The 23,007-nt window shown below is 43.5% G+C and carries 18 protein-coding genes; all 18 read left to right on the forward strand.

The features are described from left to right. Window positions 1-17: 17 nt before the first annotated feature. The 18 genes from BDD26_RS02065 (at window position 18) to BDD26_RS02145 (ending at window position 22,958) form a co-directional block, all read left to right on the forward strand. Window positions 18-1,238 (forward strand): DUF819 family protein, encoded by a 1,221-nt coding sequence (locus BDD26_RS02065; protein WP_115825411.1) that lies wholly within the window; start codon window positions 18-20, stop codon window positions 1,236-1,238. 787 nt (window positions 1,239-2,025) lie between these two features. Further along, window positions 2,026-4,344 carry an FdhF/YdeP family oxidoreductase gene (locus BDD26_RS02070; protein ID WP_115825412.1) on the forward strand — a complete coding sequence of 773 codons (2,319 nt, stop codon included), beginning with the start codon at window positions 2,026-2,028 and terminating at the stop codon, window positions 4,342-4,344. 422 nt (window positions 4,345-4,766) lie between these two features. Continuing rightward, window positions 4,767-5,216 (forward strand): phage tail protein, encoded by a 450-nt coding sequence (locus tag BDD26_RS02075; RefSeq protein WP_038265209.1) that lies wholly within the window; start codon window positions 4,767-4,769, stop codon window positions 5,214-5,216. A gap of 38 nt (window positions 5,217-5,254) precedes the next feature. Continuing rightward, a complete protein-coding gene (locus BDD26_RS02080) occupies window positions 5,255-6,322 on the forward strand; it encodes a phage tail sheath family protein (RefSeq protein ID WP_115825413.1) in 1,068 nt (355 codons plus the stop codon). A 25-nt stretch (window positions 6,323-6,347) separates the two neighbouring features. Beyond that, the gene (locus BDD26_RS02085; RefSeq protein ID WP_115825414.1) at window positions 6,348-7,778 is read left to right on the forward strand and encodes a phage tail sheath family protein; all 1,431 of its coding nucleotides are present in this window, start codon (window positions 6,348-6,350) and stop codon (window positions 7,776-7,778) included. A 66-nt stretch (window positions 7,779-7,844) separates the two neighbouring features. Next, on the forward strand, window positions 7,845-9,053 hold the full coding sequence (locus tag BDD26_RS02090; protein WP_115825415.1) for a phage tail sheath C-terminal domain-containing protein: 1,209 nt from the start codon (window positions 7,845-7,847) through the stop codon (window positions 9,051-9,053). 15 nt (window positions 9,054-9,068) lie between these two features. Next, entirely contained in the window at window positions 9,069-9,527 is a 459-nt protein-coding gene (locus BDD26_RS02095; RefSeq protein WP_115825416.1) for a phage tail protein, read from the forward strand. Beyond that, window positions 9,524-9,721 (forward strand): DUF5908 family protein, encoded by a 198-nt coding sequence (locus BDD26_RS02100; RefSeq protein ID WP_038265222.1) that lies wholly within the window; start codon window positions 9,524-9,526, stop codon window positions 9,719-9,721. The genes BDD26_RS02095 and BDD26_RS02100 overlap by 4 nt, the downstream gene beginning before the upstream one ends. Continuing rightward, on the forward strand, window positions 9,718-10,404 hold the full coding sequence (locus BDD26_RS02105; RefSeq protein ID WP_038265225.1) for a CIS tube protein: 687 nt from the start codon (window positions 9,718-9,720) through the stop codon (window positions 10,402-10,404). Before BDD26_RS02100 ends, BDD26_RS02105 begins: the two co-directional genes overlap by 4 nt. Then, window positions 10,404-12,020: a phage baseplate assembly protein V gene (locus tag BDD26_RS02110; RefSeq protein ID WP_115825417.1), complete on the forward strand. Its 1,617-nt coding sequence runs from the start codon at window positions 10,404-10,406 to the stop codon at window positions 12,018-12,020. Before BDD26_RS02105 ends, BDD26_RS02110 begins: the two co-directional genes overlap by 1 nt. Before the next feature lie 10 nt (window positions 12,021-12,030). Further along, the gene (locus BDD26_RS02115) at window positions 12,031-12,453 is read left to right on the forward strand and encodes a GPW/gp25 family protein (protein WP_038265230.1); all 423 of its coding nucleotides are present in this window, start codon (window positions 12,031-12,033) and stop codon (window positions 12,451-12,453) included. Beyond that, on the forward strand, window positions 12,450-12,875 hold the full coding sequence (locus BDD26_RS02120) for a hypothetical protein (RefSeq protein WP_115825418.1): 426 nt from the start codon (window positions 12,450-12,452) through the stop codon (window positions 12,873-12,875). Before BDD26_RS02115 ends, BDD26_RS02120 begins: the two co-directional genes overlap by 4 nt. 85 nt (window positions 12,876-12,960) lie before the next feature. Next, window positions 12,961-15,144, forward strand: coding sequence for a baseplate J/gp47 family protein (locus BDD26_RS02125; RefSeq protein ID WP_115825419.1), 2,184 nt, complete (start codon window positions 12,961-12,963; stop codon window positions 15,142-15,144). A gap of 10 nt (window positions 15,145-15,154) precedes the next feature. Beyond that, entirely contained in the window at window positions 15,155-18,058 is a 2,904-nt protein-coding gene (locus BDD26_RS02130) for a hypothetical protein (RefSeq protein WP_115825420.1), read from the forward strand. A 58-nt stretch (window positions 18,059-18,116) separates the two neighbouring features. Beyond that, window positions 18,117-19,262, forward strand: coding sequence for a tail fiber protein (locus BDD26_RS02135; protein ID WP_211305440.1), 1,146 nt, complete (start codon window positions 18,117-18,119; stop codon window positions 19,260-19,262). 86 nt (window positions 19,263-19,348) lie between these two features. Further along, on the forward strand, window positions 19,349-20,824 hold the full coding sequence (locus BDD26_RS02140) for a contractile injection system tape measure protein (protein ID WP_115825421.1): 1,476 nt from the start codon (window positions 19,349-19,351) through the stop codon (window positions 20,822-20,824). A gap of 36 nt (window positions 20,825-20,860) precedes the next feature. Further along, window positions 20,861-21,553 (forward strand): hypothetical protein, encoded by a 693-nt coding sequence (locus BDD26_RS20610; protein WP_342353454.1) that lies wholly within the window; start codon window positions 20,861-20,863, stop codon window positions 21,551-21,553. Continuing rightward, window positions 21,546-22,958: an ATP-binding protein gene (locus BDD26_RS02145; protein WP_342353455.1), complete on the forward strand. Its 1,413-nt coding sequence runs from the start codon at window positions 21,546-21,548 to the stop codon at window positions 22,956-22,958. Before BDD26_RS20610 ends, BDD26_RS02145 begins: the two co-directional genes overlap by 8 nt. The last annotated feature ends 49 nt before the right edge of the window (window positions 22,959-23,007 follow it).

Here is a 23,007-nt window from a genome sequence, read left to right on the forward strand (position 1 = left end):
TATTACAGGGGCAAATAATGAAAAGTACCTTAATTAGCGCTGATAATTCATTAATGCTTTGGGCTTTTATTATGGTTGCAGTAGCTTGTGCAATTATGATGGAGCAGAAGTATAAATGGGCAACTAAAATACCGGGTGCGATTATTGCTCTGGTAATAGCGATATTAGCCTCTAATTTACATATTATCCCGACTGAAGCTCCTGTTTATGATGCTGTCTGGGGATATATTGTCCCTTTAGCTATTCCGCTGTTGTTATTCAAAACTAATTTACAAAGCCTCATTAGAGGCAGTTGGCGGTTACTGATATTATTTTTAATTTCCTCTGTTGCTACGATGATTGGAACAATCATCGCTTTCCATCTGCTCAGGAGATATATTCCAGAACTGGATAAAATCAGTGGCATGATTTCCGCATCTTATACCGGGGGAGGTGTCAACTTTGCAGCGATGGCAGCTAAATTAGAGCCTTCTCAGAGTATGGTTGCATCCACCATTGTGGCTGATCATGTGATGATGGCAGGTTATTTTATTATCCTGATCGCTATATCGGGCTGGACAATGGCAAGGAAGTTCTGGGGAAGCCCTTACTCCGATGCGATAGATAATGGTCCCAATCTGGATAACTCCCAGACCTTCGCCGCAGCTTATTGGAAACCGAAAAATATCGCCCTGAAAGACATTGCATTATCGCTGGCATGGTCAATCTTTATCGCCGCTTTATCATTCCGTCTCTCATCATGGTTAAAGGCGTTATTTGGGCAACCTGACAATATTTATCAAGAGCTGGTTTTTAGTCTGATATCTGATAAATATCTGCTCCTTACCACGGTGACATTTATCCTTGTGTCGGTTTTCAAAAAAACATTCAGTAATCTAAACGGCACTCAGGAGCTCGGTACTTACGCTATTTATATGTTTTTTGTCGTTATCGGTATACCAGCATCAATTTACGCCATTATCAGCAACGCGCCGTTATTGTTTGTCTTTGTTTTCATCATTGTCATGATTAACTTGCTGCTCACCTTCACGGCGGGGAAAGTGTTTAAATTCAGTCTGGAAGAGAACATTCTTGCTTGTAACGCCAATATCGGTGGGCCAACCACGGCAGCAGCAATGGCAATCAGCCGAGGTTGGAATACTCTGGTCGGGCCGATTATGGTCATTGGCACAGTGGGTTATGTGATTGGTAATTACGTTGGCACGTTTGTGTATTTTGTCGTGGGGAAAATGTCATAGCCGGAGGAATGTTGTGTTGATAACATTTTCCCAAAAAAATTATGAGTAATGACCGATGCTGTTACCGTTGTTGTGTAACCGCTTACTTGATTGTCATCAGAGAAAATATTCAGGGATATTAAAACTGTTAAGTATACATCTTTCGACAAGAGACACATTTCATTATCACTAATAATAGAATCATTTTCTCTGTTTGATGTAGATACTTATGTATCGTTCGGAGAGAAAACGTTAACTTCCCCGCTTGCAGAAACTGGTAATTAATTATTATAAGGCCGCTGGATGCGGCCTTTTCTATACTCGCCAACGTAACACATCATTACACTCCCGATCCGTAATCTTCGCTGGGCAATATTGTTTTATATGATTATCAGGACAATATTGGCCAGGTGTAGTTTGTCGGACTCTAGTAAATTTTTCTGTTTGTTGAATACAAGCTCAGAATCACTTGCACCATGAGAGGATCACTGGTGTACAGAAAAATTACACTTGTACCTTCCACCCAAAGCATAAAAAACGCTCAGTTATGAATTAAAAATAAGCAATACCTTGCTCTGATAACGTCTTATTATTTATTGTATTTATTTTCACCAATCTGCTTTGCCTGCTCTATTGGAAGTTGTGATCTTTATCAAATTTCAGTCAGTATTATCAAGTGGGAGACAATTCGGTTTTCTCGTTGTATAAGAACGGAATAAGTATCACAATAAATCAGTTCGTCGTTTCTGATTCATCTGCCAATCCGTGGCCAATTTTTTGACCACCATGTTGAAAAATCGAGATTGTTATGAAATTCAAAACAAAAATAGAGCCTTATCGTGCTGCTGCGGGAGGTTGGGACTCATTGGAGGCAACAACACGCTTTGTCTTTGATAGTAAACAAGCATTAAAAAACATGGTTAACCTGATGCGCATGAACAAACCCAAAGGCTTTGATTGCCCAGGGTGTGCATGGGGAGATGATAATAAAAGCCTTTTCAGTTTCTGCGAAAATGGAGCTAAAGCAATGACCTGGGAGGCTACCCGTCGCCATGTAGACAACGAATTTTTTGCCAAATACAGCGTCAGTAAACTCTATCAACAAAGTGATTATTTTCTGGAATATCAAGGACGGGTCGTTGAACCGATGCGTTATAACCGTAAAACGGATCACTACGAACCAATTAGTTGGGAGCAGGCTTTTTCTCTTATCGCCAAACACATTAAGGCAATGGATAACCCCAATCAGTTGGAACTGTATACCTCTGGTCGGGCCAGTAATGAAGCTTCGTGGTTGTATCAGTTATTTGGCCGGGTATTGGGAACCAATAATTTCCCGGATTGTTCGAACATGTGCCATGAAGCAAGCGGTTTTGGGCTGCTGAAAAGTTTGGGTGTTGGCAAGGGAACCATTCGTCTGAATGATTTTGATCACGCTGATGCCATCTTTGTATTTGGTCAAAACCCCGGTACAAACCATCCACGAATGCTGCATAGTTTACGGCATGCTGCTGAGCACGGCGCCAGAATTGTCACCTTCAATACATTACGCGAACGTGGCTTAGAACGTTTTGCTGATCCACAAAAACCACTCGAAGTGGTCACGTCAATGGCGGGTAATATTAGCCATCGCTACTATCAGCCTAAACTGGGTGGAGATATGGCGGCTGTACGGGGTATGGTTAAAGCACTTTTGGAAACCCATAACGCACTTACGGGTGCCGGAAAAGCAGGTATTTTTGATCAAGATTTTATTTCGACCTACACCGAAGGTGTGGACGCTTATTTGCAGGAAGTTGCTGCTACTGAGTGGTCGTTTATTGAGGAACAATCAGGCTTAACGCAGGTACAATTACGTGAGGCTGCTGATATTTATCAGAACGCTGAACGGGTTATTTGTACCTGGGCGATGGGGATCACACAGCATAAACACTCTCTGGAAACCGTTCGTGAAATTACAAACCTGCAATTACTGTTTGGTCAATTGGGTAAACCCGGTGCAGGCGTATGCCCGGTTCGTGGTCACAGTAACGTACAGGGAAACCGGACAATGGGGATTAATGAACAACCTTCCCAAAATTTCCTTGATAGTTTGGCAAACCATTTTGGTTTTGAACCGCCTCGCACGCACGGTCATAATGTCGTAGAAGCGCTGGATGCTATGTTGCGTGATGAAGTGAAAGTGTTGATCGCTTTAGGCGGAAACCTCTCCGCTGCTGCGCCTGATAGCCGACGCACAGAAGAAGCGCTTCGGCATTGCGACTTAACTGTTCATATCAGTACAAAATTAAACCGGAGCCACCTTATTACCGGTAAAAAAGATGCTCTGATCCTGCCGGCATTGGGGCGTACTGAGCAGGATATCCAGCTCAGTGGTGCACAGTTTGTGACGGTAGAAGACTCTTTCAGCATGGTGCATGCTTCCGAGGGGGTGAATAAACCGCTATTTGATACCCAACGTTCTGAAACTGCCATTATTGCAGGCATTGCCGATGCGGTTTTGAGCAATACCCCAACAATTAACTGGCTGGAATTAGCCGGAGATTACAACAAAATCCGTGATCATATTGCGGCAACCATACCCGGATTTGCTGACTTTAATAAAAAATGTGAACATCCGGGCGGTTTCTATCTTGGCAATGCTGCGGCAGAACTGCGCTTTCCTACACCGAGCAAAAAAGCCCAGTTTAGCCACGCACCACTACCGAAAACACTGTTCCCGCAAATCGACGGAGCTGAAGTTCCCTTTACTTTGCAGACATTACGTTCGCATGATCAATACAACACCACCATCTATGGCTTGGATGACCGTTATCGTGGCGTTTATGGTCAACGGGAAGTCTTGTTTATGAACCCGGAAGATATTGCTCAATTGGGATATCAGGCAGGGGATCTGGTTGATATCGAGACAGTATGGCATGACGGTATTGAGCGTAAAGTACATGGCTTTAAACTCGTTCCTTATATTATTCCTCGCGGGAACCTTGCGGCTTATTACCCGGAAGCTAATCCGTTAGTGCCGATGGATAGTATTGGTAATGGTACTGGTACACCAACTTCTAAATCTGTTCCAGTGAAATTATCGTTGACTGAACTGAATGAATCAGAACCTCAGCGCCTTGTATAATTTTATGTAGCTCTGTTCAAGGAACTATTAACTCAAAAAATAGTTCTTTGAGCAGATATCGATTCAGGTTTGGTTGTTGAAATCACATCTGCATTTTCCATTTCATATAGCTTATTTCCTAATAACTCTAATAGCTGCTTTTCACTTAACTATATTCTCACTTAACAAAAATATTTTTTATTACAGGAATCAAATTGCATAAAAAGCAAATTGCATTATTGGCAATGTACTCATTATAGATTTTTCGGCACGATAATCATTGATATAAATATCGATTATAAATATTGATGTAAGCATGATATAGCTACAAAAAATTTCAGAATGATATTCACGGTCATTTTGTGGCGGTAGCATTCCCCAAATATATAGTTTTACATCCTATTTCAATAAAATTGACCATTTTTATTTTAAAAGAGGCTATTATGTCTATAAACACATCTCAAATTGCAGTTGAATATCCAATTCCCTCTTATCGTTTCATTGTTTCCGTTGGTGATGAACAAATTCCATTTAATAGTGTTTCAGGACTTGATATTAATTATGAAACCATTGAGTACCGTGATGGCGTGGGTAATTGGTTCAAAATGCCGGGTCAGCGTCAACCTATTAATATTACTCTGCGTAAAGGTGTTTTTCCGGGCAAAACTGAATTATTTGACTGGATTAATTCTATCCAGCTTAATCAGGTCGAGAAAAAAGATATTACCATCAGCTTAACCAATGATGCAGGCACTGAGTTATTAATGACCTGGAATGTGGCTAATGCTTTCCCTACCTCACTGACTTCTCCTTCCTTTGATGCGACCAGCAATGACATAGCTGTTCAGGAAATTACCCTGACAGCCGATCGCGTAACTATGCAGGCTATTTGAAACATTGATAGTTAATCATTTCGTATAAGGGTATTCTTATGACAACCGTTACCAGTTATCCTGGCGTTTATATTGAAGAATTAAATAGCCTGGCTTTATCCGTATCAAACAGTGCCACCGCCGTTCCTGTTTTTGCAGTGAATATAGAAAAGAAATATCTTCATGAAGATACTGCACTCCGAATTAATTCCTGGATGGATTATCTTAATCTGGTGGGCAACTTTGACAACGAAGATAAATTGTCAGTTTCTCTGCGGGCGTATTTTACTAATGGCGGAGGTTATTGCTACCTCATCAAAACTGCAAATTTAGAAAAACTCATTCCAACCTTAGATGATGTCACTTTGCTGGTTGCTGCGGGTGAAGATATTAAAACAGCAGCAGCCACTTTATGCCAACCAGGAAAAGGGTTATTTGCCATTTTTGATGGTCCTGAAGAAGCGTTGACTATCGCGAATGTAGAAACAGTCAAGAACAAGTATGACGCCACCGCGTTCGCCGCAGTTTACTACCCGTGGCTGAAAGCTGATTGGGCCAAGACGACCATTCCACCGAGTGCTGCTATAGCTGGCGTTTATGCTGCCGTCGATCTATCCCGTGGTGTCTGGAAAGCGCCTGCCAATATCGCATTGAAAGGCGGACTGGAACCTGCATTTCTGGTCACGGATGAAGTTCAAGGGAAATATAACTCTGGTCGCGCCATCAATATGATTCGACATTTCAGCAATACCGGCACCACCGTTTGGGGAGCAAGAACGCTGGAGGATAATGACAACTGGCGCTATGTCCCTGTGCGTCGCTTGTTTAACACCGTCGAACGCGATGTCAAACGTGCCATGAGCTTCGCCCTGTTTGAACCTAACAGCCAACCAACTTGGGAACGTGTCAGGGCAGCGATCAGCAATTATCTTCATGGACTGTGGCAACAAGGGGGATTGGCGGGCAGCAAGGAAGAAGAAGCTTATTTCGTACAGATTGGTAAGGGGATAACGATGACGCCAGAACAGATTAACCAAGGGCAGATGATTGTAAAAATCGGTCTGGCTGCTGTTCGGCCTGCGGAATTTATCATCCTCCAGTTTACGCAAGATGTAGAACAGCGTTAATCACATTGATTGATGAGGAATTATTATGCCCGCTAATCTAAAAACACCCGGCGTTTATATTGAAGAGGATGCTTCCCTTGCATTGTCTGTCAGCAACAGCGCCACTGCCGTGCCGGTTTTTATCGGTAAATTCACCCCAAAAAATGCAGTGTTAACCCAGGCCTGTATTCGTATCAGCAATTGGCTTGAATTTACTTCCGCTTTTTCTTTGGCACCAGTGACAGAAATTGTTATCCGCTCTAGTCTTGAAGCCTCTTCTGATGGAGCAACAAAAAAAGAAGAGGCCAAAAAAGAAAAAGTCGAAAATAAAGAAACTGAAACCCAAGAAACTCCCAAAATTCAAGCGCTCTCGGCAGCCGAAGAAGAGTCCAAAAAATGGATTCACAATATTGAGAAAGTCAATCTATCTCTGGCCGTAGAGGCCCTGAAGCTCTATTTTCAAAATGGAGGTGGGGCTTGTTATATCTACCCATTAAATAATATTAATGACCATTTGGCTCTGGCAGCTATCCCAGAATTAATTGAACAAAAAGGGGATATTACTCTACTGGTTTGTCCAGAAGCAGATTGGGATTATAAAAATAGAGTCTATGACGCAGTCAGTTCATTGTTGAATGATGACAAAGTGGGTTATTTTCTGATTGCAGATAGCCATTATGGTGAATCGATATCCGGGACGGGAAATAGCACTAAGATTGCCGCTTATTATCCTCAGTTGGAAACAAATCTGAAATTATCTACCTTACCCGACGATAAGGACGTTGTTATCAGTGGGTATGAGGATGGATCAGGCAAGGATAAGCTGAAAAATCTGGATGAACTTAAGAAAAAAGACGAAACACTGGCGCAGAATATTGATGCCATATTGCAGCAGCGACAACAAAATCAACTTACTCTTCCACCCAGTACCGCCATTGCAGGAATTTATTGCCAAACCGATAACCAGCGTGGTGTCTGGAAAGCGCCAGCCAATGTTGCACTTACAGGCATCAAAGGACTGACGGATAAAGTTGATGATGAACGACAAGGTGCCATGAATAACAAGGGCATTAATGTCATCCGTTCATTTACTGATCGTGGTCTGATGGTTTGGGGAGCCCGTACTTGTGCGCAGGCCAACGATATTCACTGGCGCTACATTCCTGTCCGCCGTCTGTTCAATTCCGTTGAGCGTGATATCCGTCAGGCACTGCGAGCTGTATTATTTGAACCCAATAATCAACCGACCTGGATGCGCGCCAGGGCTGCCGTTGACCAATATCTTTATAGTCTCTGGCAAAAAAATGCCTTGATGGGTGATCGTCCAGAAGAGGCTTATTTTGTCCATATTGGTCAGGATATCACCATGTCTGATACTGATATCAAACAAGGCAAAATGATCATGAAAGTAGGTCTGGCCGCAGTGCGACCGGCTGAATTTATCGTTCTGCAATTTACGCAGGATGTTGCTCAGTAATCTCCGAGATTAAACATCAGGCACTGTATTGGCAGTGCCTATCTCACCCAATTAAAGGAGATGACGATGGAAAGAATTCAACCGGGTGTAACCTTAACAGAAAGTATCATCACGGCAGGTCAGCAAGAGATACTTGGCGCAGTGCCGGTATTTATTGGTTATACCTCCCACGATGCACAACCAGCAAAAACCGCGGTACGTATCGACGATATGGCGGAATATATCCGGCTCTTTGGCGACAATCATTTGATGGCGTGGGCAATCAGACATTATTTCGATAATGGCGGACAACAGGCTTTTGTTTTACCGCTGCAAGGCAATATACCCTCGGCAAACATGACCCAAGCGGAAGCCGAAGCCCTGATAGCAGCATTAAGCTCTGACGCGGTGACAGAAGCCATTAGTGGTGAAACGCAGATTAGCCTGATTTTGGCACCGGATATTGCCCGACTGAATGACAGTGACATCAATGATCAACACACTTTAGTTAATTTGTGGTCTGAAAGTTGGATGACATTGCTGCAACTGAGTCAGATCCGTGCCAATCTCTTTGTACTGCTGGATGCGCCGGATGAGGTTGAACAGTCTCAGCAATGTCTGAAAGGCATCTCGTCAAAATATCGCCAATGGGGAGCCGCTTATTGGCCTCGTCTGGAAACCACTTATCAGGATCTGGTCAGCCCCAAAAATATCGTGCTCTCCCCCACCGCAGCCATTGCGGCAGTTATCCAGCACACAGATAGTGAAGTCGGAGTATGGAAAGCACCAGCCAATATTGCCCTGTCTCAGGTTATCCGGCCGGTTAAGTCTTATCTTCAAGGGAATGTGCTGTTTAACACCAATGGTACTTCACTCAATGTGATCCGCAGTTTTCCCGGCAAAGGCATACGCGTATGGGGATGCCGCACGCTGGAAAACACAGACAACACACCGTGGCGTTACCTGCAAACGCGCCGTCTGGTTTCTTATGTCACCGTTCATTTGGCGCAATTGGCCCGTATGTACATCTTTGAACCCAATAATGAACTGACGTGGATGAAATGCAAGGGACAAAGTTACAACTGGCTACGGCAACTTTGGTTACAGGGGGGCTTGTACGGTTCACGGGAAGATGAAGCATTTACTGTGTTGTTAGGGGTGAATGAAACGATGACCGAAGAAGATATCCGTGCCGGGAAAATGATCATGAAAGTCGCCTTAGCCGTCTTGTCTCCTGCTGAATTTATCGAAATCAGTTTGGTGTTTGATACCCAAACGGGCGCGCTTTTATCTTAAAAAGGAAAGAGCACCATGAATGATTATTATACACCCGTGGTATCCCACCGTTTTATGGCGAGTTTTATTTTTAATGGCATTCCTGATCCATTGGATATCCGTTTTCAACGTATTTCCGGCCTGAGTCGTGAACTTCAAGTCACTCAACACAGTCAAGGCGGTGAGAATGCCCGCAATAACTATCTGGCGGAAAAGATCCAACACGGCACATTAACACTCGAGCGTGGTGTGATGACGGTTTCTCCTTTGACCCGGATGTTTGATCGGGTATTGCGCGGTGAAAAAATCGCTTATGCCGATGTGGTGATTATGCTGTTAAACGAAAATTCACTTCCTTTGTCCAGTTGGACGTTGAGCAACGCTTTACCGGTACGCTGGCAAACCAGCGATTTTGATGCGAACAGTAACGCCATTTTGGTGAATACCCTTGAGCTTCGCTATCAGGATATGTGTTGGCTGGGAGTCAAAGTATGACAGTAGAAATCAGAGAATTAATTATTCAGGCAAAAGTAGTTTCATCAGCGCCAATACTACCAACACAAGCGACTGAATCAGCTCAACAAGGTCATTCTTTGATTCAGGAAAGTCTGGATGAAGCCATTTGGGTTGAAAAAATTAAACGCGAAGTGTTGGCAGCAATACGCGATGAGGAAGGGTGGCGTCCATGAGTTTGATAGAACGTGGTTTAGCGAAGCTGACCATTAACGCTTATAAAGACAGGGAAGGAAAAATACGGGCAGGCACCATTCAGGCCATATATAACCCCGATTCCCTGCAACTGGATTACCAGACGGATTACCAACAATCCCAGGCGATTAATAGCGAAAAACAGAGCAGCATTTATGTACAATCCAGGCCCGCAGGATTATCCCTTGAGCTGATCTTTGACGCCACGATGCCGGGCAACAAAACCCCCGTTGAAGCTCAGCTAATGCAGCTCAGGCAATTGTGCAGCGTGGATGCCACCAGTAATGAAACGCGATTCCTGCAAATTAAATGGGGGAAAATGCGTTGGGAAAACCGCGGCTATTTTGCCGGCAGAGCGAAAGGCTTATCGGTCAATTACACCTTATTTGATCGTGATGCCACTCCTTTGCGGGCGCGGGTCATCCTGACACTGGTGGCGGATGAAAGTCTGGTCTTACAGGAGACGGAGCAAAACCTGAAATCACCGGCGAAAATTGCCTTACGGGTACAGGATGGTGTTTCGCTGTCTCTGATGGCAGCCGGCACCGCATCAACGCTGTCTGGTGGTGTCGATTACCTGACACTGGCCTGGCAAAACGGTCTGGATAATCTTAACGGATTTGTACCGGGTGAGATATTGCAGGCCACCAGAGGAGACGCCTGATGAGCCATCAACTGAAAATCATTGCAGATGGCAAAATGTTGTCACTGTTGGCCGTTGTTGATGCAGATACCTATTACCGTGTTAACAGCATCCCGTGTGCCACGCTGAAACTCAGCCTGCCGGACAGACCGCTCTCCGCTTTCAGTCAGGCCGATATACAAGCAGAACTGGCTCATTGTCAGGCAGGGAAAACCCTGCGTCTGGAACTGATTGATAGTGGCAGGAAATCGGTACTGTTCAATGGCCTGATTACTCGTAACACGGTGAAGATCAAAAATAAGCAATTATTGCTTACTTTAGTCGTCAGGCATCGGTTGCAGCTAATGGTTGATACTCAGCACTCACAACTGTTTAAGGCCAGTAACGAAAAAACCATTCTGAACACCTTACTGAATCAGGCGGGTATCAAAGCGCATTTTGAACGGATAGCCGCATTGGATCAAAAACATGAACAAATGGTGCAATTTCGTTGTTCCGACTGGCGTTTTCTGTTGTGCCGGTTATCGGCAACCGGTGTGTGGCTGCTACCGACGATAGAAGGCGTTCAGCTTGTCCAGCCGGGTTCCCTGAAATCCAACCCAACCCATACCCTGAAAAGCCGGGGGGATGAGAAAAAAGATATCATCGTCAAAGATGCCAGTTGGCAGTTTGATAACCATCTTAACCCTGCTTCGCTGGAAGTCAGCGGTTGGGATATCAGTAAACAACAGGAATTATCGGGCGGTCGCCACGGCAGTATTGCCGTGGGTAAAGCAGCCCTCTCCCCTGACAGGCTGGCTTCTTTAAACAAAACAAGTTGGGACATTCGCTACAGCAGCCCGTTAACGACTCAGGAGAGTGGCTATCTGGCACAGGGACTATTACTAAATCAGCGCATCTCTGGTGTGACAGGCGAGTTCTTGCTTAAAGGTAATGGACGTTATCAGTTAGGGGACAACATTCAATTGACCGGATTTGGTGCACAATTGGATGGAACTGCAAGCATTACTGCGGTTCGCCATCGTTTTAATCGACGCATTGATTGGGAAACGACTTTGAGCATTGGCTTACAACAGGAATATCTGCCGATGTTGCCGGATGCTAGTGAACTACATATTGCGACAGTAGCGAAGTATCAGCAAGACAAAGCAGCCCTGAACCGCATTCCGATTATTCTGCCGGTACTGAATCGTCCGAATGAATTCTTATGGGCCAGATTAGGGAAACCTTACGCCAGCCACGAAAGCGGTTTTTGCTTTTATCCAGAACCCGGTGACGAAGTGATTGTCGGCTTTTTTGAAAACGATCCACGTTATCCGGTGATCCTGGGCGCAATGCACAACCCGAAAAATAAAGCGCCTTTAGAGCCTGCCCAGGATAATCAAGAAAAAGTGCTGGTGGTGAAAAAAGGAGAGTCTCAACAACAAATCAGGATTGATGGCAAAAAGAAAATAATCCAAATGAATGCGGGAGAAAACCAAATCGCGCTCCAGCAGGATAAAGACATTTCGCTGTCAACGAAAAAAGAATTAACGCTGAAAGCACAAACCATGAATGCCCAAATGGATAAATCGCTCAATCTGTCTGGCAAAAACAGTGTTGAGATCAAGGGTGGCAAAATTAATCTTACCCAGTGAAAGGTGAACAATGGAAAACCAAATACTGACACAACTCTACGGTCGTGGCTGGGCTTTTCCTCCCGCCTTTTCTCTTGAAAAGGGAGTGGAAATGGTGGAGGGAGCAGAAGATGTGCGCCAAAGTTTGCACATTCTGTTCAGCACCGAGCCGGGAGAACGTTTGATGCGTGAAAATTATGGCTGCGGATTAAATGATTTTATGTTTGAAAATATCCGTAACGAACTGTTTGCTGAAATCGAATCCCATATCCATGACAGCGTATTACGTTATGAATCACGGGCAGATATTACAGATATCCAGGTTCGACAGTCGCCAAATAGTAAGAGTACCTTGCAAGTGCAGGTTATGTATCACCTGCGGGGAAGCGATATTAACCAACAAATTCAAGGGGTACTGGCACTGAGTGAAGGCCGGGGAATGGAGGTGGTATGAGTGACGCTATTGCGACAGATGGTGACATACTACAGTTTGAACCCAACTTTGGGAATCGACAGGTAAAAATTCCCAACCCAGGCAGAATCAGTGGTACAGGACATGCACAGGTAAACGGTAAAAAAGTTTGCATTTTGGGAGATGAGAAGCGGGTTAGTGTTTCTGCAACTTATACCACAACAACCCATATGACACCGGGAACAGGCACCATTACTATCACCGCGTTAGATACCAGCCAGCAAGCCCTGCACTGTACCAGTGGTGCCGCCTTAATTATCAAAGGGCAAAAGTTTACCGCCATGTTTACGCCTCAATCACCAGCCATAAATAATAACGTGAACCCGCCGCAACCGGATGTTCCAGCTCCTTCATCGGGTAAAGGCAGTTTTATCACGCAACAAAACTTTGCCACCGTGAATTAAAGCATTGGTTGAATTAAATAGAAATTAAATGGTGTGAATAATCCATTTATTCACAGAGGAATTTCTGTGTCACACAGGTGATATTATGGAATTAACCGAGTTAAATAAAAAATTGTCAAATCTGGTGCCGATGAGCGATTTTAAATTAGATAATCGAACCAGTTTGCAATTACTCCAATATATTGAGAAGTACACAAAAATAATCCCATTCGATCATGGTGATAACCATTGGAATGATTTTTTCTTTATGGCGGATAATACGCCGAAGAAACTTGCCGAATTATATCAAGGGAAAATCGAAGCCAATGGAGAATTATTGCCTCATCAGGCTTTTCTGTTAGCCGTATTACGATTATTGGAAACACCAATATCTTTATTTAATACTTTACCTGCGGCTCATCGTAACCTCTATTACCGGGCACTTCTGGGGTTATCTCCCTGCCCGGCACAACCGGATCAGGTCGCCTTATCGGTGGAGCTGAATACCACAGTAACGGAACAACTACTCACTAAAGGCACTTTATTTGAAGCAGGGCAAGATGAACAAGGCAATGCCTTGCAATATGCGCTGGATGCCAGTTTGCTGGTGAACCGTGGTTATATCAGTGATTTGCGTTGGCTCCGAAACAAAGGACAGCAGCAATGGATGACCGCGACACCATGGGATTCAAAGGCACAGTTATCATTGCCATCTGGTGGGATACGGTTATTCAGTGAAACTGATCAGGATAAGCCTGTATTGGGTGGCGTATTAATGACTTCTGCACAACTGGCGATGGAAGAAGGAACAAGAAAGATAACGGTTACCTTTGAGAAAAATATTGATAGCCAAAATCTGGTGGCTCAAATCAGCAGTGGAAACCAATGGCTAACTTTACAGGTTGAGAAAAATAAAGCTGAGGGAGATAAAAAAGAAGTCATTCTGACGCTGGCAGATACAGAACCGGCAACCAGTGCGCCAGAAGATCTGGATAATCTGGTTTTCAGTGAGCCAGTACTCAGGCTACAGGGAAAAGACAGTCAAACCTTGCCTGCGGTGACAGAGCTCAGAGTGCAAGAAAAGGTCGTAACTAAAACCTCGTTTGAGACATATCATCTAAGCCCCTTTGGTTATTGCCCTGAAATTGAGCCATTGGAAGAAAATCCTGCTTTATATCTTGGTATCACTGACGTTGAGCCGGGGCAAACCCTATCGCTCTATTGGAAATTAAAATCGCCGCAGCAACCGAAAAACGTTTCCTGGTATTACCTGAACCAAAAGAATCAATGGGCTGCATTGGATGCGTGGGTCAATGATGCAACCGAACATCTGTATCAGGATGGCACCTGGCAGGTTGTACTGCCTGCGGATGCTTCTGCTCAAGCCACGCTAATGCCGACGGGGCGTTATTGGTTAAAGGCAGTCGTGGTCATTCCCGCACATGAAGGCTCATGGGGGAAAACCCCTTGGTTGTACGGCCTGATCTATAACGCCATCACCGCAACATTGGTGAATGCCGATAACATCAGCAACAGCCATTTCTCAACGCCATTACCGGCAGGCACAATTCAGCGTCCGGTTGAACCCATCATGGTAGTGGCATCGATCAGCCAGCCTTGGGCATCATGGAATGGACGTGTACCGGAAACCGACAGCGCTTTTTTTGAACGGGGAGCCCAACATCTGTCCCATCGTAACCGGGCCTTAACCTGGGGCAATATGGCGACACTGCTGAAAGAGCGTTATGTCAGTATTTTTGATGTTAAGTATCCCAGTAATGATGACCTCACCCGTGTACCCGCACTGGAGAAACAGCAACTGACCATCATTCCGGCCAATCGATACAACGACAGCGATGATCCTTTGCGTCCGGTACTAAATCCAGCGCGTCTGCAAGGAATGGCAGAGTGGTTACAACAAAAAGGCTCTCCCTGGGCTGAAATTGAGATCAGCAATCCTCAATACGTCGATGTGAACATCAATTACACGGTGATTTTTAAGCCGGATGTCAACGAAGATTTTGGTTATCGCCAGCTACGACAGCAACTCAGTGAGACATATATGCCCTGGAGCGTTAATGAGCAACGTCCCGTTATGTTGAATAACAGCATTAATTATTACCAGTTGCTGGCGACCATCCAGCAACAACCGCTGGTTGAGCGGGTCACTTGTCTGACGCTGTGTCGATCAGAGGCGGCTAAAGACAGTGATATCACCGCATCAGTGGAAGCCAAAGATAATGAAGTGCTGATTTTAGTCTGGGAAGCAGACAATAAGCTGCAATGCTGAGGAAATAACTATGAATAATCAAGATGCGCTGTTTCACAGCGTGAAAGACGATATTCACTTTGATACCTTGCTGGAACAGGCTCATCAGGTCGTTGAGCAACAGGCCGGAAAACGGTGGAGCGATACGGCAGAACACGATCCCGGAATGACTTTTTTGGAAGGACTCAGCTACGGTGTGTCAGATTTGGCTTACCGTCATACTCTTCCCTTAACAGACTTATTGACCCCTGCCCCCAATGAGCAGAAACAGCCGGATGGTATTTTCCCCGCTGAATTTGGCCCCCATAATATGCTGACTTGTGGACCAATCACCACTGATGATTATCGCAAAGCATTGCTGGATTTGCATAGCAGTGGCAGGACAAGAGCAGAACAGGATAAAGGGGATTTTCTGTTTCGTAACGTGCAATTGGTTCGTGAACCAGAAACGCAACGCTATACCTATTGGTATGATGCTACCAAAAGAGAATATAGTTTTGTCAGTCGTAAAGGAGCAAAAGAGTTTACGCTGCGGGGAAATTACTGGCTTTATCTGGAACCGACCCGTCGTACTCAGGAAAACTTAGCTGCCGCCAAACAGCAATTAACCGACTTTTTGACCAAGAACCGCAATATTGGTGAGTCGGTCAGTCAGATTATTTGGTCAGAACCGGTTGATTTTCCGTTGTTACTGGATATTGAACTGAGTGCCGATGTACAAGATATTGCTGGTATTTTTGCTGCCGTCTATAGCACAACAGAACAGTATCTGATGCCTGAAGCACAGCGTTACCACACGGAAACGCTGCAACATGCCGGAATGCGCAATGATGAAATCTTTGAAGGGCCACAATTGGAACATGGCTGGATCCCTGAATTGCCGGCAACCCGTGATTATACCAGGCGGCTTACGCTCAATCTTAGCCGGCTGGTTAATAAGCTGCTTGAAATTGAGGGCATTCAGAATGTTAATCGTCTTCGTCTGGATGATCATTTTGACAAGACCTTGATTGAGCCGATTAACGGAGATAGCTGGTCATGGTCAATTAAAGAAGGCTACTACCCTCGCTTGTGGGGTAAAGATCCCATCCATCAATTGGCACAACATGATGGCCCACTAAGAGTGATCGCCAAAGGCGGGATCAGCGTTACGGTGAGTGAACAACAGATTCGGGGCAGCTTACCTAATCCTTCCCTGATCCAGAATACACCTGTGGTATTGGCTTATGGACGGCATCGCGATGTGGGCCGTTATTATCCCGTCAGCGATACATTGCCCGCTTGCTACGAATTACAGCAGCCCTTATCTGAAATTGAAAATGAACATGCCCAACGTTTGTTGTCACTTCATCAATTTATGCTGCCATTTGAACAGTTGTTGGCTTGCGGCTGTCAGCAAATTGCCATGCTACCGAAATTACTGGCTTTTAAGCGTGAGGGATATGAAGTCTGGGGCGATCAATGGCCGTTTAAACCGGGTTCTGTCAATGATGACGTCCACCAGCGTTACTCGCCTGAATTAAAGGAACTGCTAAAACAGTTTGCGCACAATAGCGATCATGAATTGGATATCGTCAATTATCTGCTCGGCTATTTTGGCACCCAACGTGCACCGCGTACCTTTACCACCCCTATCGAAGATTTTCGCTCCGTGCAACAGGGCTATCTGAAGCAACAGCCGACATTAACTTATCATCGCGCCAATATTCGGATTGACCAAGTCTCGTCACTACAAAAGCGTATTGCTGCCCGTATGGGGTTAGGTGGTGAGCTGTTTAAACAGAAACCTGACCTGAGCAGACTGCCTTTTTATCTGGTGGAACATCGGGCATTGCTGCCAATCAAACCCAACAGCCAGTTTGATGAAGAGCAGAAGCCAGACTCTGTAACAGAAGAAAAAGACAGCCAGACTGATCAACATTATGTGGTGATTAAGCAAGCCGGCATTAAGGGCAAGCTGACACAAGGGCAAGTGATCAATTTAATCGTCTATGAGGGCGAACATAACGAAAACCGATTTACGGTACGTGGTCAAATGATAGTCAAAGCCGAGGGGGATCAGTTCTGGCTGGATGTGGATAACAGTACGCAACTGGAATATAACCTGGAACGGGTGCTGACAGCCGCCAAAGCAAAAAAACTGTTTTGGCAAAACAGCGTGGTCTGGATGGAAGACATGAACTACCGTCTGGCCTACGATAGCGATCAATCCCTGAATGGCAAGCCATTGCCTGATAATCAACGACGTCTGACCCGCACAGCACAAACTCCCTTCCCGGCCATGATTGCGGCAGGTAATGAAATTACCCTGACTAAACAGTCGGGAGTCGATTTGGTACAAATCGGTTTGGCACAAGGATCTTCTGATGAATCAGAAAAACTGTATGCCAACGTTGTCAGCTTTGATCGTATTAAGGGCACCTTGATTATTGAGCGTCAGCAACATTCTACGTTGGCATTTCCTGCCCCGGAAGAAGCCTGGCGGTACAGTTGGCATTTTTCCGGTGAGGAATATGAAAAGACAGATCGTTTCTCATTTGTGATTAGCGTGGTGGTAAATAGTGATTTAATTAAATCACGTGAACACAAAGTTGATCCATATCAATTGGAAGAGTGGGTCAAGGAAACGATTCTTACCGAATTCCCGGCCCATATTTCCATGATTATTCACTGGATGGACCGGGAAGCATTTTCAAATTTCGGTACGACTTATCAACGCTGGCAAAATAATGGTGCGCCACTAGGGGATGCTGCCTATTCGATTCTGGAGAGTTTGACACTAGGTAAATTACCTTCCGCTTTTAAAGGAATAGGAACAATGCGCATTGCTACATCGCATCAGAGAGAGGAAGTTGTCGGTAAAAATGGCGACCAATGGAATATCGATGGAATAAAACAAAACGAATTATTCTATGTTCCGAAAGAGAAAGAATAAAAAAATCAATCATCCACTAATAAAAACTTTAAATTAAAAATATTTTATGGAGTTAACCATGAAAGAACTTCGTTATTCTGAAAAAACACAAAAACAACAAACATTGTCTGACGCAAAAGGCGTTGGGCCTGAGACTGATAAATTAAAAGATAAGTTTAAAGAGGGAAGCATTCCCCTGCAAACCGACTTCAATCAATTAATTGATATTGCCGATATTGGTCGCAGAGCGACGGGACAAGCTCCCGATCAAAATGGCCCGGCAAAAGGAATGCATTTGGATAAAAATGGGCTTTTGCAGTTAAAATTAAATGAGAATTATTATAACAATGGAAATTACAGCCCTTTAAAATTGCATGATGATGTATTGGTTGTAGGTGTAGGCCCTGGTTTGACAACTTATACAAGGGCACACGAAATAGGTATTAAGGGTAAAGTGGGCCTTAATGTCAGTGATGATGGTGTATCTGTTAAGGCTGCCAATGGTATTGTTGTTGATGATAATGGTGTTTCAGTAAAAGCAGGTAACGGAATCACAGTTAATGCGGATGGTGTACAGTTAAAATTAAATGAGAAATACGACGATAGATATAACACCCCTTTAAAATTGCATAAGGATGTATTGGTTGTAGGTGTAAACGCTGGTTTGATAACTTATCATACTGAGGATAAAGAGTCACATTACATAGGTATTAATCCTGGCTATGGTCTTAAGATAGATGGTGATAGTGTTGCTATCGATACTGAGACTGTATTGCCAAGAGGTATGATTATGATGTTTTCTGGTGGTAATATTCCTACAGGATGGGCATTGTGTAATGGTGAAAATGGAACACCTGATCTGCGAGGAAGGTTTATTAAGGCATCATCAGACGGAGTGAAATCCTCTAGTGGAGGAAGTAATAAGATAAATTTCACCCCTCAAGGGAGTGTTAGTGTGAAACTGCATGAACTAACACTGGATCAGATTCCAGCTCACAATCATAAAACTAGCGTCAAAATAGATAGTAGTATATGGGGAGGTGTGGCTGGCAATGATGGCGAAAAATACCAAGGGGTAGGAATTATTGATCATTGGAATGAGTTTCCTATTGACAATTCAGGAGGGGGGAAAGGGCATTATCATGACGCAAGTTTTGCTGGTAAACTTAGTGAAGTTACTTTCGAACCGCCTTATTATTCCCTTGCTTTTATTATGAAATTATAATTATTTAACAATGGGCGTTACTATTTTCGCCCATTGAATTTAATCATAAATGATAAAATAAATATGGTTGTGAAAAAAATCAAGAAATGACTTTTAAAAAAGTGGTTGATAGGTTATTTATCTTACTGGATGTCGATAAATGTTATAGTAAGAAAATAATTAAAAATTGCTCTGAAACGTTTAAATCCAAAGTATGCTATTTAATTAATGAGGAAGTTGAAAAATGGTCAATTCAGAATGATGATTCTACATTGGAAAAAATAGTTCTAGCTCTTGGAGAGATAAATCTAGAAAATTTTGAACAACAATTTATTTATCGACTAACAAAAGAGTTAAAAAACAAAACTCATGAGTTCACTCTAAACATAAAAAATAATATTGATAATAACTTATCAAGTTCAGGAAAAATTAAATCCACAAGTAAGTTCCCATCAATATCCAAACGTAATTCCATTACATATGCTAATCCATATTCGGAACAATCTGCATTAAAGAATATTGATAATTATTTAAAACATGGTATCTGGAAATCACCAACTTTATGGCAGAAGATAAAAAATGTTGAATTCAGCTATTGGATAATAGAAAACATTAATCTTCAACCAAAACAATGGCTACATATGTTAGCTAAACACTGCTTACAACCTGTGGGGCTAAGTCGCTTAATTAAAATCTGCCAGCCAGACGTTCTTAGTATGCTTTGCCAGTTATTTACTGAAACAACAATATCCGAATTTGTTAATTTTCAAGCTAAGGTAATCACAGATACAAAAGTGACACCAGAAAAATTGAGTTTAGCGGCTGAATATTACCTGCAACATCAGATCAAATATACCCATGCCACACAACAAGCAGTTGGATTGCAAACTCAAAATAAGCAAACACCCCCTCAATCAGTGGCCACACATCAGCATTATGGTTTGATAAAGGAGACGATAAAACAAAACCCTGCAACTTTACAAAACAGAAAGCAACACAAGGAATTATTGCAATCGGCTTTAGCAGCATCAACGCAAATATCATCCATACCATCGGGTAATGGGATTCAATCTCCATCATCACAATCTGTTTTACCCATCAGCAACGCCGGCTGCATGATTTTATGGCCGTTATTACCAACATTTTTCCGCATCTTTGATTTACTGGAAAAGAACCAATTTATCAGCCTTGAAGCGCAAAGAGAGGCCGTCTGTTTACTTGACTGGCTGATTTGGGCGAAAGAGGAAATACCCGCATGGAGGTTAACACTCAATAAAGTAATTTGCGGCCTTCCTGTCAATGACAGCACGCTATGCAATCCTCCGGCACCAGCAACGCAAATTGCAATTAACCAATGGCTGGAAAAAACCATCGAACAACTTCCGGCCTGGAAAAAGATGGGCATAAACGATGTACGGCACTTATTTCTGCAACGTTCCGGGGAAATAAGCGAATTAAACAGTATGACAAATATCCATATTAAACCCGAAGATTATGATGCACTAATAAGCGAATGGCCATGGCCAATAAATATAGCGAGTTTTAGCTGGCTGCAACAACCCATCACCATCACGTGGTTATAACCATCAAACACAGTCAATGAGTCTGAGTAAAATTTTATGAATACAGCGCCTGTTTTCCCTGATTTATTTCAGCAAAACAATGACCCACATTTAGCGTTTTTATATAGCCAACTGGAACGTATCGATCTCATTCTTCAATATCATTTCCATTGCATATCAGGTCAGCGAGGTGAACTCCTCGATGAGTTCCTGTTAAGTGAAGAAGATGTGATAAACAGGCTGGATAATCCACTGGGTAAACCCCATTGGCTTAATGATGATTGCCTGACAATACCACAAACCATCACTCCTGTAGCCTCACGATTAACTGATCTGGTTGAACGTTTTGAACTGACTGATTTTGAAAGGGATGTTTTGCTGTTAGGTTTACTGCCCCATTTCGATAACCGCTATTATCACCTGTTTGCGCTGGTTCAGGGGGAACAACAATCCCGGCTGCCCTCTTTTGCGTTGGCTTTGGAACTATTTTGCCACTCAGTGCTGGAAAAACAGGCGCAGCAGGCCAGTTTTTTACACCAGGCTCCCCTGATTGGCTGCCAGCTATTATCGATAGAGAATCGTCAAAAAACGCTGTCCTGGCTCCAGACCCCTTTTATTACTGACAGCAGCGTATATCATTTTTTACTCGGTCATCACGATATTACGCCTGCTCTGGAACATTGTGTTGAGTGGATAACGCCCACAAAAATTGGCAGTTATCCCGCCGGCTTAAAAACAAGCATTGGGTAACATCCTGTTATCTGAACACGATGATATTCGGCCCGTTATCTTATTGCGAGGCATGGCCGATAGCGCCAGATCCCATGCTGTTGCCAACATGATGGCATCGGAACAGCGACAAACGCTGCTTGTGGATATCGCCAGACTGGCCGATAACGATGACAACGCCTTGCCCTGCCATATAAAAGCCATTTTGCGAGAAATTCGTATGCGCGGCGCCTGTTTATTATTGCGAAACTTTTGCTTATTCGCAGAACAGAATAAACAGCTGCTGGATTTCCTGTCAGGCTTATTAAGCCAACCTGAATTAAGGGTTATCTGTCTGGTCGAACCGTATTCACCGTTAGTATGGCTGAAAAAGATATCGACATTACTGATCGAAATGCCCGTTTTCACTTCGGTGGAAAAAGCGAGATTATTGACGGCTCACTTACCGAATCACTGTGCAAATGATATTGATGCAATAACTTTAAGCCAACGTTACACATTTAATCCCGCAACCCTGCCATTAATTTTACAAGAGGCGCAACTTTACCAACAACAGCGAGATCCTTCAGGGATCTTGCAGCAATGCGATATTCGCAAAGCACTCAATTTACGCGCTCAGCAAAATTTCGGCCAATTAGCGCAGCGAATTATCCCTAAACGTTCATTAAAAGACTTGTTAGTCTCTGACGAAATTACCCAACAGATACAAGAAATACTTGCGGCAATTAAGCATCGGGAAAAAGTTCTGGCAGGCGGTTTTAAAGATAAAGTGGGTTATGGCACCGGCATCAGTGCTCTGTTTTATGGTGATTCCGGTACAGGAAAAACCATGGCAGCAGAAGTGATTGCCAATTACATTGGTGTTGACTTAATCAAAGTGGATTTATCTACCGTCGTAAATAAATACATCGGTGAAACAGAGAAAAATTTATCACGTATTTTCGATTTGGCGGAACACGATGCCGGTATTTTATTCTTTGATGAGGCAGATGCTCTGTTTGGCAAGCGCAGTGAAACCAAAGATGCACAAGACCGACATGCCAATATTGAAGTTTCTTATTTACTGCAACGCATGGAGAATTTTCCGGGCTTAGTCATTTTATCGACGAATAATCGCAATCATTTGGATAATGCTTTTAATCGACGTTTTACTTTTATTACCCGCTTTACTTACCCGGATGAAACCATCCGTAAGAAAATGTGGCAGGCAATCTGGCCTGAAAATATAAAAGTCGCTCAAGATGTGGATTTCGATAAATTGGCGCAAAAAACAAGCGTAACAGGTGCGAATATTCGTAATATTGCTTTATTATCTTCACTTTTTGCCGCAGATAATAACCATAACGAAGTCAGTAATAAAAATATTGAAATAGCTTTATCACGCGAATTAGCCAAAGTGGGGCGCCTGAATTTCCAAAATTCATAGAAATAAAAATATCTGAAAATTAAATACACTGATGACTGAATAGTTATCA

Source organism: Xenorhabdus cabanillasii (assembly GCF_003386665.1).
GTDB lineage: Bacteria > Pseudomonadota > Gammaproteobacteria > Enterobacterales > Enterobacteriaceae > Xenorhabdus > Xenorhabdus cabanillasii.

Bases quoted from the DNA above. Each gene is read 5' to 3' on its own strand.
- BDD26_RS02065 (WP_115825411.1), top strand. From the start codon at position 18: ATGAAAAGTACCTTAATTAGCGCTGATAATTCATTAATGCTTTGGGCT.
- BDD26_RS02070 (WP_115825412.1), top strand. From the start codon at position 2,026: ATGAAATTCAAAACAAAAATAGAGCCTTATCGTGCTGCTGCGGGAGGT.
- BDD26_RS02075 (WP_038265209.1), top strand. From the start codon at position 4,767: ATGTCTATAAACACATCTCAAATTGCAGTTGAATATCCAATTCCCTCT.
- BDD26_RS02080 (WP_115825413.1), top strand. From the start codon at position 5,255: ATGACAACCGTTACCAGTTATCCTGGCGTTTATATTGAAGAATTAAAT.
- BDD26_RS02085 (WP_115825414.1), top strand. From the start codon at position 6,348: ATGCCCGCTAATCTAAAAACACCCGGCGTTTATATTGAAGAGGATGCT.
- BDD26_RS02090 (WP_115825415.1), top strand. From the start codon at position 7,845: ATGGAAAGAATTCAACCGGGTGTAACCTTAACAGAAAGTATCATCACG.
- BDD26_RS02095 (WP_115825416.1), top strand. From the start codon at position 9,069: ATGAATGATTATTATACACCCGTGGTATCCCACCGTTTTATGGCGAGT.
- BDD26_RS02100 (WP_038265222.1), top strand. From the start codon at position 9,524: ATGACAGTAGAAATCAGAGAATTAATTATTCAGGCAAAAGTAGTTTCA.
- BDD26_RS02105 (WP_038265225.1), top strand. From the start codon at position 9,718: ATGAGTTTGATAGAACGTGGTTTAGCGAAGCTGACCATTAACGCTTAT.
- BDD26_RS02110 (WP_115825417.1), top strand. From the start codon at position 10,404: ATGAGCCATCAACTGAAAATCATTGCAGATGGCAAAATGTTGTCACTG.
- BDD26_RS02115 (WP_038265230.1), top strand. From the start codon at position 12,031: ATGGAAAACCAAATACTGACACAACTCTACGGTCGTGGCTGGGCTTTT.
- BDD26_RS02120 (WP_115825418.1), top strand. From the start codon at position 12,450: ATGAGTGACGCTATTGCGACAGATGGTGACATACTACAGTTTGAACCC.
- BDD26_RS02125 (WP_115825419.1), top strand. From the start codon at position 12,961: ATGGAATTAACCGAGTTAAATAAAAAATTGTCAAATCTGGTGCCGATG.
- BDD26_RS02130 (WP_115825420.1), top strand. From the start codon at position 15,155: ATGAATAATCAAGATGCGCTGTTTCACAGCGTGAAAGACGATATTCAC.
- BDD26_RS02135 (WP_211305440.1), top strand. From the start codon at position 18,117: ATGAAAGAACTTCGTTATTCTGAAAAAACACAAAAACAACAAACATTG.
- BDD26_RS02140 (WP_115825421.1), top strand. From the start codon at position 19,349: ATGACTTTTAAAAAAGTGGTTGATAGGTTATTTATCTTACTGGATGTC.
- BDD26_RS20610 (WP_342353454.1), top strand. From the start codon at position 20,861: ATGAATACAGCGCCTGTTTTCCCTGATTTATTTCAGCAAAACAATGAC.